Here is a 20,810-nt window from a genome sequence, read left to right as displayed (position 1 = left end):
CAGACAAAATCTACTCCCTGCTGAACGTCAAAGTCTTCAAAAATCAAATCATCTCTAAACACAGAGTTTAGTGCCTAACTGAAAAATGACTGTCATATATACCAATAACTTAGTCCCTAAAATGCGAAACTTGGGCTAAGGGGGAAGGAATCCCCCCGGTCGCTTGTAGCAGCGGTCAATAAATGGATATATGACGTTGGTATAAAATGCTATACGTCATTTCAATTTGGAAACTGTATAAGAGATCGATGAATTGTGCGGATTTGGGTTTGAGGAGGAGCTGCGGAGATGAACCGAAAAGAAACCGACGGGGACGTCGGTAAATCCATAATCACGAGGAACTACTATGCGATATAAAAAAAGCCCCGGAAAACCGGGGCTGATTGATTCGATCAAATGCCTAAAGCTATTTGACATTCGATAGTTATTTGATCCTATTTCATTAGCATCATTTTCTTGGTTTCGGTGTTTCCATTCGCGCTGAGGCGATAGAAATACAGACCGCTGGGAACGTTGCGACCCAAGGAGTCGGTGCCGTTCCAGACGAGGCTGTGTTTGCCAAAGCCAAGACTGCCGTTGACCAGGTTTTTGACCAATTGTCCTTTCACGTTGTAGATAGAAAGGTTGGCATTGCCGGTCTTGGGCATGTCGAAACTAATGGTGGTTTCGGGGTTGAAGGGGTTGGGATAGTTCTGGTGCAGGATGCTGGCAACGGGAGTGACGGTGTTGTCACTATTACTTGAGCCAAGGGGGAATACGATCTGCAATTCCATAAACATGATTTCGCCACCGGTTGAGGTGGGGTGATAGGGCGGGGTGATGGAGTTTGACCCCCAGGTGAAGTCGTTGTAGAACATGATGCCGATCTTACCGACTTCCTGGTTTCCTTGCATACCGGTGTAAATCACTTTGTCGGAGGGATAAACCCACATAGGTTTGATGCCGGCAAATTGAGGAGTATCGACGTTGTTCAGGACGATCGGTTCGCTCCAGACTGCACCGTTGTCGGGGGATACGGAGATCCAGATTTCGGGAGTGTTTGCATAGGGTGTGTAGTAGGTATCGGAATTGTAGTTGATCCAACGGGCACGCTGAGAGTCCTGCCAGACGGTGACCATCATACCCTGAGCGTTGACGTCGGACATTTTGATGTTGTTATAGTGGAACATCATGGCATCTGCGTGGGCGGTTGCGTCCCAGTGCGGGAAGGGCCATTGGGTGACGATCGCGGGGTACCAGACGCCGGCTTCCTGGACATATTCTGCCACACCCCAGGGCTCTTCAGTATCCCAAGGCATGAAACAGGGATTGAAGGTGTCGTTGTGAGCTGTCTGAGGATAGATTTCGCGAATTTCATATTGCTGGCTGGCAGGATCGTAGATGAATGATTTGACATACTGCATGGCGGGATAGTAGGTGCCTTCGTTTGTGGTCAATGCCCAAACCGCGGGAACCTGGATTCTGCCCAGCCCGTCAACCATGGCGTTCACGTGGCTGGAATTGGCAATGGCAAAAGAGATTTCGCCATCGGCATAGGGAACATTGTTGGCATTGGTGAAATAGCCGGGACCGCCCGAGGGAGTGGAGGGAGGATTCCAGGCAGGGATGTTGCTGAAGTCACTGATGCGGGTCCAGGTGCCTTGTCCATAGTTTGAGCACATGAAGACATCCATATCGGCTTCCGGGATGTCATTTTGGGCAGCATCGACTGCAAAGTGGTATCCTGCATAATAGATGTTTCCTGCATTATCCGCAGTGAGGGCATGGAAGGGACGACGCCAATTGACGGCATCGACGTTCCAGTTGTTCATTTCGGGAATGGTAGTGTGGCTCCAGTTGAGAGCAATTCCGTTTTCGATATCCGCACCGGAGAAATCAGCGTATGCGATATAGACGTTTTCGGAAGGTCCGGCGGTGGCAGAAACGAAGTTTCTCATAGCCATATAGACTCTTCTTTTACCGGCAATGGGTGATGGTCCGATCTGGGCTGTTGGCCAGATAAATTCGTTGGTGTTGGTAACGACGCCACCGGGGGAGGTGATGGTTACGGGATTATCGGCAATGATCTGGATATCGTTGAACAAACCCGCGATACCGGAGATGAAGGCATCGGAAGCGAATTGCACTTCAAATGGGGCATCGGCATCAGCGTTGGCGTGCCAAGCATACAATGGTTTTCCGGAAATGGGATCGACGGCAACGGTGGAATAACCTTCATGGTTTTGCACGTTGGTGATCTCGTTGTTGTTGACGACGTTGCCTTGAGCGTTCAGGTAGGTATAATACGCGCGACGGGTTCCAGTCGGCTGGCGTCTTCCCGTGTAGGTCATAAAATAGCCGCCGCCTTCGGATGCTGGGATTGTCCTGATCGGTAGGCCGTTGTAGCTGCCGACCATGTAGTCCCAGTAGCTGGTGATAATGGGTGTCGGAAGTTTCGTGAAGATGTATTCCGGCACGTTGCGGGTTTGGGGCATGCGATAACCCTGTGGGATCTCGATTGCCTGTTTGTTGATGCCCACCTGCATCTGATCGGCATATATAATGCTAAGCAGCATGCTGATGGCTATTGCGACCAATAAGATTTTTTTCATTCTTACCTCCAAGTAATTATGTGGTCATTGGTGTTAGTATCTCATTTTTAGGGACACTCGATGAGCGCTTTTGAAGAAGCTCTCGGCGAGATATCCCATGTCCGTGTAGGCATAATCAATATTGAAGATGGCAACCCGGGTGGGGATCTGGTAGCCGATGCCGGCGCTGAGACCGTTGGTGTCGTAATTGATTTGATAACCGCTACGCAGGAAGAGGTTGCCCAATTTGTATTCGGTTCCCAAATTCCAGGTTTCCTTGCGATCGATTACGTTATCAAGCTGCAGGGATGCGATCCAATAGGACAAATCGCTGCGCATCAGATCACCGCTGATACCCAGTGAGAAGCTCATTGGTATCTTGCTGTCGATTTCGTTACTGTCTTCGTCGATGATACCGTCTCCGTCGTTGTCAAACAGGTCGAAGGGATCTTCATCGATGGAGCCGTCTTCATCGTCGTCTACGCGATAGCGGATGTCCGGACCGAAGTTTCGCAAAGCCATGCCGATCTTGACGTTTTTCCAGCCGGTGTTATACATCGAGCCGAGATCGAAAGCATAGCTGTTCACGGAAAACTCATAGAGGTTTTCGCGCAAATACTTGACCCCGCCGCCGGCGGAAAACTTGTTTGTGAATTGCTTTGCATAGCATAAGCCAAAGGCGATACTGCTGTTGGTAAATTGCTCACCGGTGGGGCCAAAAGGGTCCTCATCGGTGATGTCGATCTTGTCCATATGCAGCACGGAGCCATATAAAGCAAAGGTCGAAACCCTGTTTGTATAGGTAGCGGCGGCGAACTCGTGCATGATGTTTGCGGGCCAGTTCGTATGTGAGAAGAAGGCTTGGTTTTGATAGGAAGGTGCCAGACCGGCAGGATTCCAAAAAACCGAGGACACATCGTCCGTGACAGCCGTGTATGCTTCGCCCATACCGATGGCGCGGGCATCGACGCCCAGCTTGAGGAATTGCAGTCCGGCGGTTCCAGTTTTGCCAAAAGGTGTGGCAAAAATGACCGCGGGAAGGAACAGCAGGCTGAGAGCGATAATCGTAATGATGTACTTTTTCACAATTCCTCCTCTACTTGATAATGACGAATTTGCCGACTTTGATTTTCTTGTCGGCTTTGTTTTCGATGGAATAGAGATAGACGCCGGGGGCGATGATCTGACGGTTTTCGGACAACAGATCCCAATCCCGCATCCCGCTGGCACTGATGCCTTTGATGGCGGCTTTGGATACAGTGATGATATCTGCCTGATAGGCACCGTCGTGTTGGATTTCCTTCACAAGGTCGCCGGCGAGGGTATAGATGCGGATCACGCAACGTTCGGGAATGTTGACGAACCATATCCGGCGGCTCTTGTCACCTTTGTTGTCACCAGCCCTGCGTCCGTCAAATTTGCTGCGGCCGATATAGGGATTGGGGACGACATAGATGTTGTCCATATTTGCTTTTGCCAGAGCGCCGGGGAAGAAGATCTTCATGTTGGCATCGGCATCTCGTCCGGTTTCCAGGAAATTCAGATCGTTTGAGGGGATACCTCTGTCATAGGCGGTAACCGCTACGTAGAATTCAACGCCTTTTCGGGGATAATTGATCGTGGCGGTGTAATATCTGCGGGCAAGGCGTTTGAATTTCAGTTTCGCCAGATCACTTGTATCACCGTTTGCATCCGGAATGGCAACTTGTCCGCCGTGTCCCGGCAGCGGGATCATCTTGGTGTCCATCAGCTCGTCATATATATCGTCGCGCATTTGAGGATGTTTGAAGAGACGCGCTTGCAGAATCTTGATCATATTGTCCGGTAAATTGGGATTTGCAGCGGCGATGGCATTTGCTTGAGCCAGAACGGCAGGATTGTAGTCTATGCTGTGGTTATAGATTGGATAGCCGTAGAACACATTCGCGGGATTGAGTCCGTAGGCATAGTTTTCGTTAAGATACGAGAAATTGGTGTATTCTGCCGGGTAGTTCCAAGCATTGCGATTGGGCAGATTCTTATCGATTCCAAGATATCCGCCAAAATCGATGAATAGGCTATCGGCATGGGGACTGTTTACATTGACGATATAATCCGCAATATCCACAGGCGTGTCGATCTTGTCCCAACGGTCGATCATCACCCAGTCTTCCTGGGATCCGCTGCCGCTGCGAGCCCAAACTGAGTAGCCCTGGAAGTCGTGGCGCAGGCGGTGTCCCGTGTAGGGGTTGACCAAAGCGTTCATGTTGTATTTCCATCCCGGAAATTCGGGTCGGGGTTGGAATTCAAGCGGGAAGTTGCTCCAGTCCACGAAAGTGGGATCGCTATCAAGCATGGGTTTAAAAACCGGGCTTGCCGGATTCTGCCAGCCGATGATGGCGCTGCTGACAGTCTTGGAGTCATAGGAGAATTCGCTGCGATTGTCCCAATAAAGGTCGATCCGGTTGCCATCGTCCATCAATTCCGCATAAAGTTTGGGAATTTCCGGAGGTTCCGGTGGGTTATAGTGCGGGAAGGTATCAGGCAAAACCACGGTGGTAAGGGTCTGGGCTTGTCCATAGATTTCTTTTGCCCAACGGGCGGTGCGTTTGAGGTCTTCCTTGTTATTGCCGGGGAAAACCGCGACCACGATCTTCATCGTTCTGCCGGGAGCGAGATTCCACGAAGCGTCGGTGGGATTAGTGCTGCCACGCATATCGCCATAGAAGGAGAACAGGAAACGAGTGTCCATGGGTGAGGGTTGCGCAAACTCTGGGATGTCGTCTTGCTCGGGGCGCAAGGGAGTGAATTTGGTTTCATTCGGGTTTCTGCCGGTTAGCAGCCAGTATTTCTCGTTTGCTGTTCGCCGGGGGGAATAACTGAAGGAGTATGGGTTAGAGTCATCAGGTCCGGCGCCCACATCCCAATACCAGCAGTGAAATTGCAGCACTTCGGGATCGGGTGTACAAACGCGGGCGCCGACGATCCCGGTGGTCAGTCCACCGTCGCCGTCATAATCGCGGGTGTAGGCAAATTCGTATCCGGTGCCTTTCACGTAGCCGGAGACGTCGTCCGCGGCTTTTTCAGGTCCCATGCTCTGGGGACCGCAGTCGGCATCCATATAGATACCCATGGCGCAGTCAAAGAGCGTGTCATGGGTGGCAATATTCATATTGGTGATGTTAAACTCAACATAAACCAGATTTTTGATGTAATCATAACTCCATTGATAGGACATCTGGCGGATGCGCACGTTTAAGGGATAGTGTCTGTTGCCACCGCGGGATTGTCCCAGATCGCGGTCTCCGACAGTGCCGAAGGGACAATAGTCATAATAATAGGCGATGAAATCCTGCTCCGAGACTGGCGCGCCGTCCTCATCGATCCGCCCGTCCCCGTCATCGTCGTGCGGTGCGGCGAAGGCATAGGAGGCATAAGTGCGATCGGATAGATCCATAAAGCCGAGGGGGAACCAGATTTCGGAATTGAAACCTTCGTTGATGATGTCATAGTTATGAGTGTTGGCAATGAACTGGCTGCCAAAAACCTGGAATTGAGAGGGCAATTCAGTGGCACTGCGCAGCAGAAAAGTGTAGCCGACAAAGTCCTCATCGATGATGCCGTCTCCGTCATCGTCGATACCGCGTTTTTGATGGCGGGTGCTGGCAGTGGCGATCTGATCAAGGATATTCCACATATTGTACAAATCAAGTGCCTGAGGGTTGCTGGCGAGGAGCGGGTTGTAGGCAGGCAGGAATTCATAGAGATCTTTGTCTCCGTCAAAACCGACTGTTACCAGAGTATCAATCACCGGTTTCATCCAGGGTTGCCATCCCGGGACGCCTTGGGCGATCGTTCCAGTGCTGTCCGCACCCGGGTTCAGGGCACGCCAGTAGAGCTTTCTGCCTGCATCGTCGCGGCGGTATTTCTTTGCGCCGAACCAAAGAGCTCCCTGATACAGATAATCTATTCCGCTGCCTCCGGGATACTCCAAAGAGGGGTATTGCGGAACCACGTCGTCGCCAGAGCCAATGAAACCGTAGTTGCTGACACGCATCCAGATATTTCCAACGTTGTGATAGCGGGACAGATCAAGCTTCTTCGTTCCGGAAGTAGATTCTGCCTTTGCAGCGTGAACGGTGCCGATGGTAAAAATCAGCATCAGCATAAGGCAGAGCGTTATTTTAAAAAACTTCATGAAACACTCCCATGTATTCTAATTTAGTTTAAACTCTATTGGTATGATCACAGTAGTGTCCACCGGTTGACCACTACTCTTTCCGGGTTGGAAACGAACCTTTTTGACCGCGTTGATAGCGGATTCGTCCAAACCACCGGGGCCGGATTGCAGTGAGCGCGTAACTCTGATGTTTCCAATGGATCCGTCTTTATAGACTTCCACCTCGAGGACTACCGTGCCCTGTACTCTCGCACGACGGGCAAAATCCGGATACTCGGGACTCAGCTTGCCGATGATCACGGGGGGGTCGTCATAGGGGACAAAATTGACCATCTCTCGATCCTGTCTTCCAAGGCCGGCGGCATGGGTGGTTCTGATATCTCCGAACTGCTCTATGAGCCTGGCATGTTTGGCATCCAGCTCCGGATCGTCCGAGCTGCTGAGCTCGTCGCTGATCAGAATCTGCAGATCAATCTGAACCTCGGTTTCCGGCGGTTCGATCTTTTCACGTTCTTCCATCGGAATATCCACCAATTCGGTCTGCGTGGAAGTGAATTTCTGTTTTCGGACTTCGATATTCGGGGTAACCATCATGGCAAACAGCATCAGTGCAAGCGCCAAAGACAAAGCCTTGCCAAATTGGGCATTGGCGATGTCTTTCCAGTCTTTTACTTTGTTTTCCATTTTTACCTCTACCTTCGCTGTTGGGTTTCGAATGCCACGACCAGCGCATCGGCATCCTGAAGCTGTCTCAGGACGTCGGACATGTAGCCATATTTGGTGTCTTTGTCCGTTCTGAAACATACTACCAGATCGGGGTCTCCGGCTTTCTTTGCGATTAGGGTCTGGGAGACGAAGACATCTGCTTCGGTATCTATCCGGGTGGGGATATCGTCGATCAGGATGGTGCCGTCCCGCATCACATAGATGGTGGTGGTGTTGTTTCGCGGAATGCGTTCAATGCTGTCCGCCAATGGCCAGCGTTCGCGTTCCACCCAAAACTTCTTTTCCTGCACAAACACGGTGGATACCATGAAAAAGAGCAACAACAGAAAAGCTATGTCGGACATGGAGCCGGTGGGGATGAAAGCAGCGCGGGATCGTTGTCGTTTAATCTTTGCCATTTTGCTCTCTCCTAATTGGTTGACAGAGATATCTTTTCGGCTTTTTGAGCCTTGAGGCGATCGACGACGCGGATCATTTCACTGTATTTGGCTTCGCGGTCAGTAATCACCTTGAAGATCATCTGGTCATAGACCTTTAGCTTTTGTTGGATGATGTTGTCCAGCTCGGCGTTCTCGATCATGCGGGGCGCTTCTTTATTGACGGCAATGGCTCCATCGGCGTTGATCTGCAGGCGGGTCATCTTGTCTTCGCCCAATTGGATAGTCTCCGTCTTTTGGGCGTCCGCAGGAGCTGATGCCGGCAGGACTATTTTGATACCTTCTTTGACGTCAAACTTCGTCGTCGCCATAAAGAAGATGATCAACAGAAAGGCGATGTCGGACATCGACGAAGTCGGTATCTCGGCTTTTCCTTTCCTTTTACGACCGATTTTCATCTCTCCTACCTTACTTAATTTTCTATCAGGGCTTCAATTACTTTCTCGGATGCACGCTGCATGTCGATAACTAAACCATCCACCAGGGTGACGAAGATGTTATTAAAGAACTGCACCGGGATCGCGACGATCAAACCGGCTTGAGTGGTAATAAGAGCAATTTTTATTCCGCTGGCTACGATAGTTGCATCCACGGCACGGGCTGCGGCGATGGCGTCAAATGCCGAGATCATACCGGAGACCGTTCCGAGGAAACCCAACATCGGAGCAAGGGTGATCGTGGTAGAAAGCTCAATGAACCCTTTTTCCAAGTAGGACATTTCGATCATGGCGGCATTTTCCATGGATTTTTCCACGGCTACCACGCCTTGATCGGCTTTGAGCAAACCGGCGTGCACTATGGCGGCGACAGGTCCTCGGGTATTCTTGGAAAGTTCGATGGCTTCCTTGTATTTCTTGTCTTTGATCAAGGGTATGACTTTGCCCAAGAAGGTGCTCAGGTTGATTTTTCCATAGATCAAAGCGATGAATTTCCAGATTATATAAGCTAAGCCGTAGAGAGTGACCAAGAGAATCGGCCACATTGCCCATCCTCCGTCTTTGAACCACTTGACCATTCCACTGCCAAACACAAATTCAGCAAGGCTTTTGGTTCCTGTGGCTGCTACGGGACCGGCGGTCTCTTCGGCTGCATACGCAATACTCGTAAATACTATACTCATCATGAACATCAGCAGCAGTATCCAAGAGATTTTCTTTCTCATTTTATGATTCCTCCTAGGAATAATTTAGAAGTTTAACGATAAGCCAAGCGTGAAACCGCGATGGTTGTTCACGAAGCCGGGATTTCGGATGGCTTTGCCATAAACATAAGCCACTTCGGGATAGATGTAGTTTGTAGCGGAATCGGCAATTACCTGACCGTCTTCGTAGGGAGATCCGGTCTTGGGATAGACGGCAAGCACGTTTTTGGTTTTGAACAGGTTTTCCACGTCAAGGAAGACGCGCATATTCATACGGTTAGGGAGAGCGATGCCTTTGGCGAGACGCATATTTGCCTGGTTGGTGAAGTCCTTACGTTTGCTGTTGGTATCCAGGAAGCTGTTTCCGACGGTGCTTTGAGGTGTATAAGGCGCTCCGGAGGCAAAGCTCCAGTTTAGGTTTGCACTGAAATCGTCAAAGGGAAGGATGACATCACTGTAGGGCAAGAAGAATTCCTCACCTCTGCCAATGCGGAAGGTATAATTCAGGCTGAGGTTGTGCCGCACGTCCCAGTCCAGCGGAAACTCGCGCAGGTTGGTCATTTCGTCCTGAATCACAGTGCTGGAGTTGTTGCCCTGCGCCCAGGCGAGTGAATAGGCAACCGTCCAAGTGTTGAAATTGGACATGATCTTTTCCAACTGAACATCGATACCGCGGGCGGAACCATAGTCCTCGGAGATGAACCGATACCAGGTGATCTGTTCTTCACCCGGTTTCTTTTCTTTGATCGTGCTCACATAGTTATAGAGATTTTTGTAATAGGCGGTCATATCGATCACAAAGTCGTCGGAAAGCTGATGCGACAAGCCCACTTCATAGGTGACGGTGATCTGGGGCTCCAGCTTGGGATTGCCCACGGTGATTGCCTGATCGGATACGTTGGCATCCGCGGGGGTCTTGCTGGTAAAGATATACTGCATTTGCGGCAACTGATTCTGGTAGTTGTAGGCAAAACGCAGCACGTCGCGATCCGTGATCGGATGCGAGACGCCAAGCCGCGGGGAGATCATCATCTGGGAGCGGTCGGACTTGTCAAATTCGACAGTTCTGAAGTTTCCGTCATCTTGCAGCACCTGGTATGTTTTGCCCAGATACCAAAAGTCGAATCTGAGGCCGGCATTGACGATCATGCCTTCCCATTCCATCTTATCCTGCACATAATAAGCAACCTGCCAGGGATCGGCTTTATAGCCGTCGCGCTTGCCGGAGGCTTCCAAGGCGGCGCGGTAATAGTCTTCCGGCTTATATATGGGGAGCAGGATGCCGTCGTCGGTTTCATATATATAATGGAGCGAGGACGGGATATTGGTAATTACGCCAAGCGAGTCATACACCGGGGTGAAGTTTGCCATGTCAAAGACGCGTCTGAGACTTGCCTGACGCCTATCTTCATAGATATTGAGGAAGTTTTGCAACTGATTCTTCTCGATGACGTGGCGGATGATCTCCAAGCCGGATTTGGCAAGATGGGTGTCGTTGACTTGCCATTCAAAATCCGCTCTGGCGTTGATCGTTGAGGTTTTGTCATCGACAAAGTTTGTATAGATGGATCCGGGGGCGTTGAAACCGCTGATCGAGCGCGGAAATTCCACGCTGGCGATGCGATAGGTCCAAAATGACGCGGGCAGGAACCCGATATCATAGACGCCATCGCTGTTATCGTCCACACTGCGGTAGCCATAATCTCCCATGAGTACATTGTCCACATAATCAGCGGGAAGGTTTGCCGGATCGATAAACATCGCCATATAATTATTGCGATCGATACCACGAGGACCGGAATTACTGGTTTTTTGGAAATAACTGGCTTTGACCTTCAGGTTCATGGTGGAATTGAAAACATGGTCATAGGTTCCCACATACTGGCGCTGGTTGGTTTCGCTGATGGCATAATGATGCAATGCATAGCGCCAGCCATAGGAAAATGGGTAATCAAATGAGCGATCTCCGCGCACGGCGAAGGTCATACGTTGCGTGGGGTTGAACACATATTTGGATTTGAAGTTCACGTTGTAGGAATTGTAATTACGATTGCCCATATCAATGCCGAGAATGCTCTCTCTACCTTCATACGGGTTGTAAGGATCATATTCATACTCGAGCAGTTGTACATCGTTTAATAAATAATCCTTTAATATATAATCCTTGTTTGGATCGCCGATGTAATAGTCCTTCAAGCGGCCGTCCTGCCATTCTCCTCCACCATTCAGGTAGAAGGTGAATTTGTCTTTCAGGTGATCTGCTCCATAGGGAAATACGGGTCCGCCGAGGGCAAATTTAATGATGTCGGAATTGCGTCCCTCGCCGATCAAGTGATCGGTGTTATACTCGATCTTGCCGGAATAATAGGAATCGCCGTCCTTGGTAACGATATTGATAACACCGGATTGGGCGTTGCCATATTCCGCTGGGAAACCACCGGTCATCACTTTCATATCGCTGATGGCGTCGGTATCGACCTGCAGGGCACTTCCGCCGTCCACAGGATCAGAAACAGACATGCCGTCCACGGTGAAATTGACTTCATTGGCACGCCCGCCGCGGATATGAAGCTCGCCGCCGATGTTGGTGACGCCAGCCTGCAGCGCGACTATGCCGGCTACGGAGGTGACAGAGACATCGGATATTTTAGACATCTCGATCTGACGTGAAGAATCGGTGCGGTCTTTACCAACCCTGTCCTGATCTGCGATTACCGTAGTAGTCTCCAGTCTAATGCCGATTTTGTTCATCACCGGCGCCAGATTGGCGCTTTCACCCACGTGGATGCGGACGTCGTTGAAGGTCAAATTGTCATAACCAACGAGCGAGAACCGGACCTGGTATGTTCCCGGAGGGATATTGATGATGATCGCGGTTCCTTTGTTGTTAGTCTGACCGCCGGTGATCCGTTGGGTTCCATGCATCACGGAGACGTTCACAAATTCCAAGGCTTTGCCTTGTCCGTCACGCACGCGCACCGCGAGCTTGCCAGTTGTGGAAGCATCTAACACAGCAATGCTTACCAGTACCACAATGAGTAGGATCAATGCTAAACTACGCATCGACTAACCTCCCTTCTCTCTTAGCTTTTCTTGTTAATTTTCTATACATTTAACTTATATAAACAGGTCTGTCGGAAAGCGATTTTTACACTTGAGCCACGTATATCTGATATACATAAAATAGTCAAGCAGTTTTTTCTGTTTTTGTCGTAGATACCGATTTCCATGCAGGTTAGAGCTTTGGGATTTTTTATTTTAAGGGGATTAAACAAAGTGCACCCCACCTTTTCCAAAGCGGCTTTCGCCTATTTCGCCGAGCAAGATTCCACCGATTATTTGGAGCAGTTCTTCCACCAGATTTTCTCTTACCACCGCGATCATTCCGATGCCGAGATTAAAGCTCTCTCGCATCACGTCCGCATCCAGATCGGCGGTATGCTGCAACCATTTGAATAATGGGGGATATTCCTCTTCGTGATAACTGACCAAGGCGCAAAGCCCATCGGGGATGATCCTTTTCAAGTTTCCGGCAATTCCTCCACCGGTAATATGTGCCAAGCCATGCAGAGAGGGATTGGCAAGATAGGGTCTTAACAGGGGCAGATAGCTAATATGAACGCTGAGCAGCAGATCGCCCACGCTGGCGCCGCAATCTTCCACATAGCTGTCAATATTGAGTTTAAGATGATCAAAGATTATCTTGCGTGCCAAGGAATAGCCATTGGTATGTAATCCGCTTGAGGGGATGCCAATTAACACGTCTCCCTTGCTGATGCGTCCGGCGGGTAAAAGGTTCACCTGATCGACCACGCCGATGATCGTTCCCACAAGATCAAAATCCCCATCGTGGTAGAAGCCGGACATTTCTGCCATTTCGCCACCGATCAAAGCGCAGTCATTGGCTATGCAGGCTTTCACCATTCCGCCGATGATCGTGCTCATCATTTCCGGATTCATTTTGGCAAGACCGATATAGTCCAGGAAAAACAGCGGTAGGGCGCCCTGCACGAGGATGTCGTTCACGCAGTGATTGACCAGGTCTTGTCCGATGGTATCATATTTGTTTGCCATAATAGCGACGCGCAGCTTAGTGCCCACTCCGTCCGTGCTGGAAACCAGGATCGGGCTTTGGAACGCTCCCTGGTCGAAACGGTATAATCCGCCAAAGCTGCCCAACTCGCCCATTACGTTTTGATTATAGGTGCTTTTTACCATTTGTTTGATGGAAAGTACCGCTTGTTCACCGGCGGCGATATCCACTCCGGCGCTTTTGTAATCCATCTTGCTCATCTATTTTATGTCCATTGTTCCAATTGTTTCACGCGGGAATCGATGGTGCCCGGCTCGCGGTCGATGATGCCATGCACGCCGAAAGCTTCCACGTTTAATGCCGCCATCACGGTTCCGCGGCGGATCGCATTGCGAATGGATAGATCACTCAGTTTTTCCTGTGTAGCCAAATAACCCATAAACCCTCCCGCAAAGCAATCTCCGGCGCCGGTGGGATCCTGCACTTCCCGCACCGGGTATGCCGGGGCAAAGAAGATATCGTCTTTCAGGACGGCAACGCTGCCATATTCTCCGCGTTTGATCACCACAAGTTTCACGCCCAGATCCAGGATCGCGGACGCGGCGCTGAAGATGTTGTCATGGGCAGTATATTGCCTGATCTCCTCTTCGTTGACAAACATGATGTCCACCCGTTTGATTACCTCGGTGAGTTGATCGCGCCAGCCGGAAATCCAATAGTTCATTGTGTCGCAAGCTACCCAATCGTAGCTCTGGATGGAATCCAACACCTCCAATTGCAAAGCCGGATGAATATTGCCCAAGAGCAGGCTGCGGCAGCATTTGCAGCTTTGGGGAAGCTTCGGCGAGAAATCGGCAAAGACGTTCAAATCCGTGCTGATAGTCGTGGCATGATTCCAGTCCTCATAGATTCCGCTCCAGCGAAAGGTCTTTCCGGGGAAGGTTTCCAAGCCCTCGAGGTTGATCTTGTGGCGCCTTAGCAATTCGAAATCACGGGGAGGAAAATCGTCTCCGACCACTCCGACAATATGGGTGGAAGTGAAATAGGAGGACGCGATCGAGGCATAAACAGAAGAGCCGCCCAAAGCCTCATTTACTTTGCCCGCTGGGGTCTGAATACTATCCAGACCGATCGAGCCAACCACCACAAGACTCATTCGGAGGTTTCCTCAAAGAGGCTGTCGAAGACGGCGATGCTATCCACGATCTCGATGCCGGAAGTGGAAAATGTTTTGCCGGTTTTGCTCAGACGGTTTATGGCAAACATAATCGCGACCAGGATCGCTAACATGATGATCAGCCGACTCCAGTTGTAACCCTTTTTCCGGCGTTCCTGCCAGCGTTCGCGGATTTTGTCGTTCATATCGTTCATGTTTATCCTCCCAATTCCTGCAGAAACGCGGCAAAGCGGCTCACGCCCTTGCTCAGGTTATCGAGACTGTTTGCATAGGAGAATCTCACCGCACCGTCGATGCCGAAAGAGCCTCCGGCGACGAGCGCGACGTGATATTTGTCCAAGAGCACTTCGCAGAATTTGTCCGCATCATTGATGCCGAGGCGGTTGTTTTTCAGATACCATTCTATGTTTGGCATGATATAAAAGGCGCCCTGCGGTTTGAAGCAGGTGATGTGCGGGATCTTGCAAAGCTCGTCATAGAGGTAGTTGCGGCGCTTTTCAAACTCGCCGCGCATATACTCGATGGTGTCATCCTCTTCTTCCAGAGCGGTCACGCAGGCTTTCTGGGTGATGGAATTGACGCAGGAAGTGGCATGTTCCTGAACTCTTCCGGCGGCGGAGATGATGTGTAGGGGTCCTGCGGCATAGCCAAGCCGCCAACCGGTCATCGCGTAGGCTTTGGAGACTCCGTTGATCACCACTGTCAGCTCTTTCATTTCGGGACGCACGGATGCGATGGAAACATGCTCGATGCCGTCATAGACCAATCTTTCATAGATTTCGTCCGAAATCACCAGAATGTTGTGCTTGATGCAGACGTCGGCAATGGCGGTGAGTTCTTCGCGACTATAAACCGTTCCGGTGGGGTTGGAAGGAGAATTCATGATCAGGACTTTGGCGCAGGGGTTTTCCCGGATCGCGTATTCGAGCGATTCCGGTTTGATCTTGTAAAGACTCGCTTCGGTAGTGGGGATATAGACTGGCTCGGCGTCTGCCAGCATTGCCTGATAAGGATAGCTCACCCAGTATGGTTTTGGAAGCAGTATCTGGTCATAATTGTCGCAAACGGCGATGAGAATGTTCACGATTGATGCTTTGGCACCGGGGGAGACCAATATCTGTTTGGGGTCATAGTCCAGATTGTTGTCGCGCTTCAGTTTCGCACAGATGGCTTTGCGCAGTTCGATGATTCCCGCGTTTGCGGTATAGCGGGTGAAATTGGCATCGATAGCTTTGTGCGCGGAGTTTTTGATATAATCCGGCGTATTGAAATCCGGCTCGCCCACGCCAAAATTGATGACGTCGATGCCCGCGTCCTTCATTTCCTTGGCTTTGGCGGAAAGCGTCAAAGTGGGCGAAGGTTTGATCAATGTGGTTCGGTTTGAGAGTTTGATAGCCATGTTATCCCTCTTATGTTTATTTATTTACCATCAACAGCACAAGCACGCTGGTATTGACAATGTCCTGGGAGGAACACCCGCGTGAGAGATCGCAGATCGGAGCTGCAAGTCCTTGAATGATCGGACCGATAGCCTCCGCTTTTGCCATGATATGCACGAGTTTGCAACCGATGTTTCCGGCTTGCAGATCGGGAAAGATCAGCGTATTCGCGTTCCCTGCGAGGATGCTTTGGGGAGCTTTGCGTTGCGCGATTGCGGGAACGATTGCGGCATCGAGCTGCAGCTCAGAGTCAAAGGCAAAGTCCACCTTTCTTTGGTGCAGAATTGAGCCTGCGACGCGCACTTTATCCACCAGTTCATGTTCTGCGCTGCCTTTGGTGGAGAAGGAGAGCAACGCCACCTTGGGTTCGTCTCCGAGAATGGCTTTGCGGGTGAGCGCTGTGCTGATCGCAATATCGGCAAGCTGTTCGGAAGTGGGATTGGGCACCACGGCGCAATCCGCAAAAAGGAAAACGCGGTCCTCGCCCATGAAATCCGACACCACCATGAAGTAGGTGCTGGAAACTGTCTTGAGTCCGGGCAGGACTCCCACCACCTGCAAAGCGGCACGCAGCACGGCAGCGGTGGTGTTTGCTGCTCCGGCGACCATTCCGTCCGCGATGCCAAATTTGACGCAAAGCGCGCCAAAGAAAAGTTCAGTCCGCACGGTATGATGTGCTTGCTCGAGGCGGACTCCCTTTTCTTTGCGCTTTTCATGGAAGAACTCGGCAAATTCATCGGTGCGAGAGTATTTTTCCGGATCGATGATCTGAGCCCCGGCAAGATCGAGTTCCAAGGCGCCGGCTTGGTTATGGATATCCTCCTCCTTGCCGATAAGTATCACTTTGGCAAGACCTTCGCAAAGAATCTGAGCGGCGGCGCGCAAGGTGCGTTCGTCTCCGCTTTCCGGCAAAACGATGGTGCCGTTCACCGCCATTGCCCTTTGTTTCAGCATGTCGATAAAGCTCATCTAATCTCCTGAGAATCATTTTCCACTACGATCTGGGTGATATCCGCCACGCGCAAAAACTCGCTTTTGACCTCGTCCATCAGGGCATGCCGGTTGGCACGCATCTGGGGATCATCGCAATTGACCAACACGGCGTCGAAGAAATCGTCGATATGCTTGCCAAAAGCGATCAGTTTGGCGATCACGGCATCATAGTCAAAGCGCTTCAGCAGGGCGTCGATGCGCAGCCGCAATGCCATAAGCTCTTGATAAAGTTTCGTTTCCATGGTTTCCGCAAAGAGAGCAGGGGTCACTATCATAGGAGCTTTCTCACTCGCGATGATGTTCGCCACGCGTTTGAAACCGATCACCAGGCGGATAAAATCATCGTGTGCCTTGATCTTTTGCAATGCCCTTGAACGGCTGATCAGATCGTTCAGATTACCATGGCGGATGTGCGAGACGCTGTCAATGACGTCATATTCGATGTCCATCTGCTTGAGCAGCCAGACGATGCGCTGTTTGAAAAAGCTATTGATGTTCTGCGCTGCTTTGGCGTCGGTCTCGCGAGAGGCTTTGACCAGATTAAACGCAAAGGACAGAAGGTGCTCAAAATCGATGTTCCAGCTTTGATCAACAATGATCTGCACCACTCCGTTGGCGGCTCTGCGCAGAGCAAATGGATCCGCTGAACCGGTGGGTATCATTCCGATGCCGATGATCCCGCAAACGGTATCCAGCTTGTCTGCCACGGCGACGATCGCTCCGCACAGGGTCTTTGGCAACGCATCGTTGGATCCGCGGGGTTGATAGTGTTCATAGATGCCTTCGGCTACTTCAAAGTCCTCACCGCCGGCAAGGGCATATTGTTTGCCGATATAGCCCTGGAGTTTGGTAAACTCTTTTTCGCCGAGCATGGTTGTCACCAAATCAGCCTTGCAAAGCAGGGCACAGCGCAATGCTTTTTCCGCGGCGGGTTGATCCAGTTTCAGTTCTTCGCAGATATGTTTTGTAATTGTCTGGATGCGCGCGCATTTTTCCGCCACGCTTCCCAGTTTGGATTGAAAAACCACGTCTTTTAAGCGCGGTAGATAGCGCTCCAGCGGTTGCTTGGTGTCTTCATTGAAATACCAGATCGCATCGGAGAGACGCGCTTTCACCACTTTTTCATTGCCTCGGCGGATCAGATCGGAATGTGCGGGATCGCCATTGGAGACGAAAACGAAGGAATTGCTCAAATGTCCGTTTATATCAAACACCGAGAAGTATTTCTGGTTCTGACTGATGGTGGAGGTGATGATCTTTTCCGGCAGACTGAGGAAATGAGCGTCAAATTCTGCCAACACCGCCACGGGAAATTCCACCAGATCGATGACCGTTTCCGCCAACCTTTCATCGGGAGTCACTCTCAAGCCGGAATCTCCGCAGACCTTTGCCAGAGATTCGTTGAGCGCGGTTTTGCGTGCCTCCCGGTCGGCAAGCACGGCTATTTTTTTAAGCGCCGGAAAATAGTCATCGGGATGAGATATCTCCACCTTGTTATCCAGCCCCAGATAGCGGTTGCCATAGCTGTATCTGTCACTTGATAGACCGATTATGGAAAGCGGCAACACTTCCGCATCCCATAGCGCACAGATCCACCTGACCGGACGTGAAAAAGCGAGCTTCGCGTCTTTCCAGATCATAGTTTTGGGAAAGGGTATGCGGGGGACGAGGTTTTCGCACCACTCGGTCAATATCTCTTTAGCGCTTCTTCCCGGCTGCACGAACTTCAAACCGATAAAATCACCTCGGTCGGTTTTGCTGATGATGATGTCTTCCGGCGTGGCGGCGTTTTTCTTCAAAAACCCCAAAGCCGCCGGAGTGAGATTGCCGTCTTTTTCATAGGCGATCCTGACAGCAGGACCGCTGCGCTCCACCATCAGGTCTTCCTGTTGATCCTGAATCTGATTTACCACCAATGCAAAGCGCCGGGGCGTCGAGCCCATGCGAATGTTCCGATATGAAAGCCCAGAGCTTTGCATCAATTCCAAAAAGCTATTCCGGATATAATCAAGCGCTGCACCAATGTGATCGGCGGGGATTTCCTCCACTCCGATCTCGATCAATAGATCTTTGCGCGGGCTTGGCTTTCCTCCGCGCTCCTCATTGCTGTTAAAACTCATAGTTTAGGCTAAGTTGATTGACGTAGCCAAGGTCTCCATAGGAGGACAAACCATAGTCAAACCGATAGTTGCGCCATCTCCATCCCGCTCCGAGAGAGATTCCGGAAGTAAAGCCGAGAGTGCCTCCGTTGTTCCAGTCCGCAGCATTGGAGCGAAAGCCGGCTCGCAATTGCAGATCGGAATTGATGCTATATTCCAAGCCAAACTTTGCTGCGAAATTCTCGCCGGTGGCTTTGCTGATATCGAACATGGAAAAAAACTGGTCGTTGAAACGATAACTGAGCCCGGCGGCGTAGGTTAGCGGCAGTTTTTCCGCGTATTTGTTTTCTGTGTAATAGCTTATCTGCCTGCCGATATTACGTACGCTCAGCCCCACCTTCACTTTCTCGTTAGCCGGATGATGGATCATCCCAAGATCCAGAAGTATGGCGGCGGCGGCGGCATCGTCGATCTGGTCATAGATCACTTTGAGGGTTCCGCCGACATCGATGGCGTCGCTGATATAGCGGGACGTCGAGGCTCCGGCGATGAAGTTATAGGCGCCAAAGGTCTCGCCGCTCTCGATTAGGTTTCCGGAAGAATCGACGTCCGTGCGGTCGATTTCCCCCCAATTCAGATACTTTAGGAAGAAACCCCAGCCGATGAATTTGTCGCGCGGCAACAGATATTGCACCTGTCCGCCCTTGGCATCGATGAAATAATTCATATAGGTGGTGCCGACCTCTTTGTTTTCCATACGGATGATGGCGGCGGGGTTAAAATGCAATCCATCGGGACTTTCGCAGACTCCGGTAAGAGCCTGTCCCAAAGCAACGGCGCGAGCGGAATACACAATCTTGAGTGTGGAAAATCCTGTCGTACCGGCACTTTCATTGACTGCCGGCAATTGCGCAAGCGCGGCGCTAATTAGCAAGATTGTGATTGATAAGGTCTTCAATCGTATGAACATATTCAAACAGCTCCATTTCGGTGATTGCGGTTAACAGTTTGTTCCTATTCTCGTCCTGTCTCAGAAATTCAGACAGCGAGCGGAGAATCTTCATATACTCCTTGTTCGAACTTTGCGGCACGGCGATCATAAATACAAGCTGCACAGGCAGATTGTCCACCGCTTGAAAATCCAACGGTTCACGGATCATGCACACGGCGATATTCAGACACGAAACCGTCAAATCCCGCGCGTGCGGAATCGCGACCCCACGACCGATGCCGGTGCTCATGATCTCCTCGCGCCCCTTGACCGCAGCTAAAAACCGATCCGGAAAGCTCAGGCATCCGCTATCCGCGAGCTGCATCGTCAAGTAGTTCAAGCAATCGTTTTTATCATCGAATTTCTCGACGATTTTAACTAAATCGGGTTGGAACAGTTTATTCATCTTCTCACCAAATCTTTATGTGAAAAACATCCTTTTTTTATTGCTTTATCACGTCAATCAAATTCTGTGATACATGCACAAAATCAGCCAAAATCAGCGCGGCATGGAAAGTTTTTTATGTTTCTTAGATAAATCAGGGTGATGACGGAGAAAGTGGTATGCCAAGGCATACTAACTCATTGGGTTTGTTGTAGCGCAGCATGCCGATGCGGAAGCGAAATATAATCCAATATAAAGCAAGTTGTAGCAAATTCAACACAAAATCCGGCAAAGAACCGGAGATCGAAAATAGGGGAAAATGACCTTCGAAACAGACTACTTCCAACCTATCGTAGCTGATTACCAGACAATCATTTCCACGCTATTGGTACCGACACTTTTCCTTTATCTCACACTATACGTATATAAAAATAAAGGAGTTTTGAAATGAAAAAACTTTTAGCTACGACCGTGTTGTTCCTGCTGCTTGGAATGGGCAACCTGCTGGGAAACACAAAGTATGAGAACATCGACCCTTATACTTTGCCCGTCTATATCGGATGCATCAGTGATCCTCTCATCAAAGTGGTCTATGAGGACTCCACCGGCAAATACATCCTGGTAATCGTTGACGGTGTAATCAAGGTGTATTACTTGTAA

At 50.5% G+C, this 20,810-nt stretch carries 17 protein-coding genes; 1 reads left to right on the top strand and 16 read right to left on the bottom strand.

Annotated features, from left to right (window positions below):
- Positions 1 to 434 precede the first annotated feature (434 nt).
- The 16 genes from Q8M98_01325 to Q8M98_01250 all read right to left on the bottom strand — a co-directional run bounded on the left by Q8M98_01325 (position 435) and on the right by Q8M98_01250 (position 20,171).
- Positions 435 to 2,591 (bottom strand): T9SS type A sorting domain-containing protein, encoded by a 2,157-nt coding sequence (locus Q8M98_01325; protein ID MDP3113392.1) that lies wholly within the window; start codon positions 2,589 to 2,591, stop codon positions 435 to 437.
- A 33-nt stretch (positions 2,592 to 2,624) separates the two neighbouring features.
- Entirely contained in the window at positions 2,625 to 3,656 is a 1,032-nt protein-coding gene (locus Q8M98_01320) for a PorV/PorQ family protein (protein ID MDP3113391.1), read from the bottom strand.
- Between the two features lie 10 nt (positions 3,657 to 3,666).
- Positions 3,667 to 6,747: a hypothetical protein gene (locus tag Q8M98_01315; GenBank protein ID MDP3113390.1), complete on the bottom strand. Its 3,081-nt coding sequence runs from the start codon at positions 6,745 to 6,747 to the stop codon at positions 3,667 to 3,669.
- Between the two features lie 18 nt (positions 6,748 to 6,765).
- Complete coding sequence (locus Q8M98_01310) at positions 6,766 to 7,413, bottom strand: energy transducer TonB (GenBank protein ID MDP3113389.1); 648 nt, start codon at positions 7,411 to 7,413, stop codon at positions 6,766 to 6,768.
- Between the two features lie 8 nt (positions 7,414 to 7,421).
- Positions 7,422 to 7,853: a biopolymer transporter ExbD gene (locus Q8M98_01305; GenBank protein MDP3113388.1), complete on the bottom strand. Its 432-nt coding sequence runs from the start codon at positions 7,851 to 7,853 to the stop codon at positions 7,422 to 7,424.
- Between the two features lie 11 nt (positions 7,854 to 7,864).
- Positions 7,865 to 8,290 carry a biopolymer transporter ExbD gene (locus Q8M98_01300; GenBank protein ID MDP3113387.1) on the bottom strand — a complete coding sequence of 142 codons (426 nt, stop codon included), beginning with the start codon at positions 8,288 to 8,290 and terminating at the stop codon, positions 7,865 to 7,867.
- A gap of 14 nt (positions 8,291 to 8,304) precedes the next feature.
- Positions 8,305 to 9,054: a MotA/TolQ/ExbB proton channel family protein gene (locus Q8M98_01295; GenBank protein ID MDP3113386.1), complete on the bottom strand. Its 750-nt coding sequence runs from the start codon at positions 9,052 to 9,054 to the stop codon at positions 8,305 to 8,307.
- A 24-nt stretch (positions 9,055 to 9,078) separates the two neighbouring features.
- Entirely contained in the window at positions 9,079 to 12,096 is a 3,018-nt protein-coding gene (locus Q8M98_01290) for a carboxypeptidase regulatory-like domain-containing protein (protein ID MDP3113385.1), read from the bottom strand.
- 204 nt (positions 12,097 to 12,300) lie between these two features.
- Positions 12,301 to 13,326, bottom strand: coding sequence for a phosphoribosylformylglycinamidine cyclo-ligase (gene purM / locus Q8M98_01285; GenBank protein MDP3113384.1), 1,026 nt, complete (start codon positions 13,324 to 13,326; stop codon positions 12,301 to 12,303).
- Between the two features lie 5 nt (positions 13,327 to 13,331).
- On the bottom strand, positions 13,332 to 14,222 hold the full coding sequence (locus tag Q8M98_01280) for a PfkB family carbohydrate kinase (GenBank protein ID MDP3113383.1): 891 nt from the start codon (positions 14,220 to 14,222) through the stop codon (positions 13,332 to 13,334).
- Positions 14,219 to 14,437, bottom strand: a complete 219-nt coding sequence (locus Q8M98_01275) for a hypothetical protein (GenBank protein ID MDP3113382.1) — start codon at positions 14,435 to 14,437, stop codon at positions 14,219 to 14,221. Before Q8M98_01275 ends, Q8M98_01280 begins: the two co-directional genes overlap by 4 nt.
- Positions 14,438 to 14,439: 2 nt before the next feature.
- On the bottom strand, positions 14,440 to 15,642 hold the full coding sequence (locus Q8M98_01270; GenBank protein MDP3113381.1) for a pyridoxal phosphate-dependent aminotransferase: 1,203 nt from the start codon (positions 15,640 to 15,642) through the stop codon (positions 14,440 to 14,442).
- A gap of 16 nt (positions 15,643 to 15,658) precedes the next feature.
- Positions 15,659 to 16,651 (bottom strand): phosphate acetyltransferase, encoded by a 993-nt coding sequence (pta, locus tag Q8M98_01265; GenBank protein ID MDP3113380.1) that lies wholly within the window; start codon positions 16,649 to 16,651, stop codon positions 15,659 to 15,661.
- Positions 16,648 to 18,795, bottom strand: coding sequence for a glycine--tRNA ligase subunit beta (gene glyS, locus Q8M98_01260; protein MDP3113379.1), 2,148 nt, complete (start codon positions 18,793 to 18,795; stop codon positions 16,648 to 16,650). Before glyS ends, pta begins: the two co-directional genes overlap by 4 nt.
- Positions 18,785 to 19,744 (bottom strand): PorV/PorQ family protein, encoded by a 960-nt coding sequence (locus tag Q8M98_01255; GenBank protein MDP3113378.1) that lies wholly within the window; start codon positions 19,742 to 19,744, stop codon positions 18,785 to 18,787. Before Q8M98_01255 ends, glyS begins: the two co-directional genes overlap by 11 nt.
- Positions 19,698 to 20,171, bottom strand: coding sequence for a PTS sugar transporter subunit IIA (locus Q8M98_01250; GenBank protein MDP3113377.1), 474 nt, complete (start codon positions 20,169 to 20,171; stop codon positions 19,698 to 19,700). Before Q8M98_01250 ends, Q8M98_01255 begins: the two co-directional genes overlap by 47 nt.
- A gap of 426 nt (positions 20,172 to 20,597) precedes the next feature.
- Here Q8M98_01250 and Q8M98_01245 point away from each other — a divergent pair, with 426 nt between their 5' ends.
- Positions 20,598 to 20,810, top strand: a complete 213-nt coding sequence (locus tag Q8M98_01245) for a hypothetical protein (protein ID MDP3113376.1) — start codon at positions 20,598 to 20,600, stop codon at positions 20,808 to 20,810.

This window comes from Candidatus Cloacimonadaceae bacterium, from assembly GCA_030693415.1.
Classification (GTDB): Bacteria; Cloacimonadota; Cloacimonadia; order Cloacimonadales; family Cloacimonadaceae; genus JAUYAR01.
Note: the sequence above shows the minus strand (reverse complement) of the source record. Positions and strands in the feature narration are given on the sequence as shown.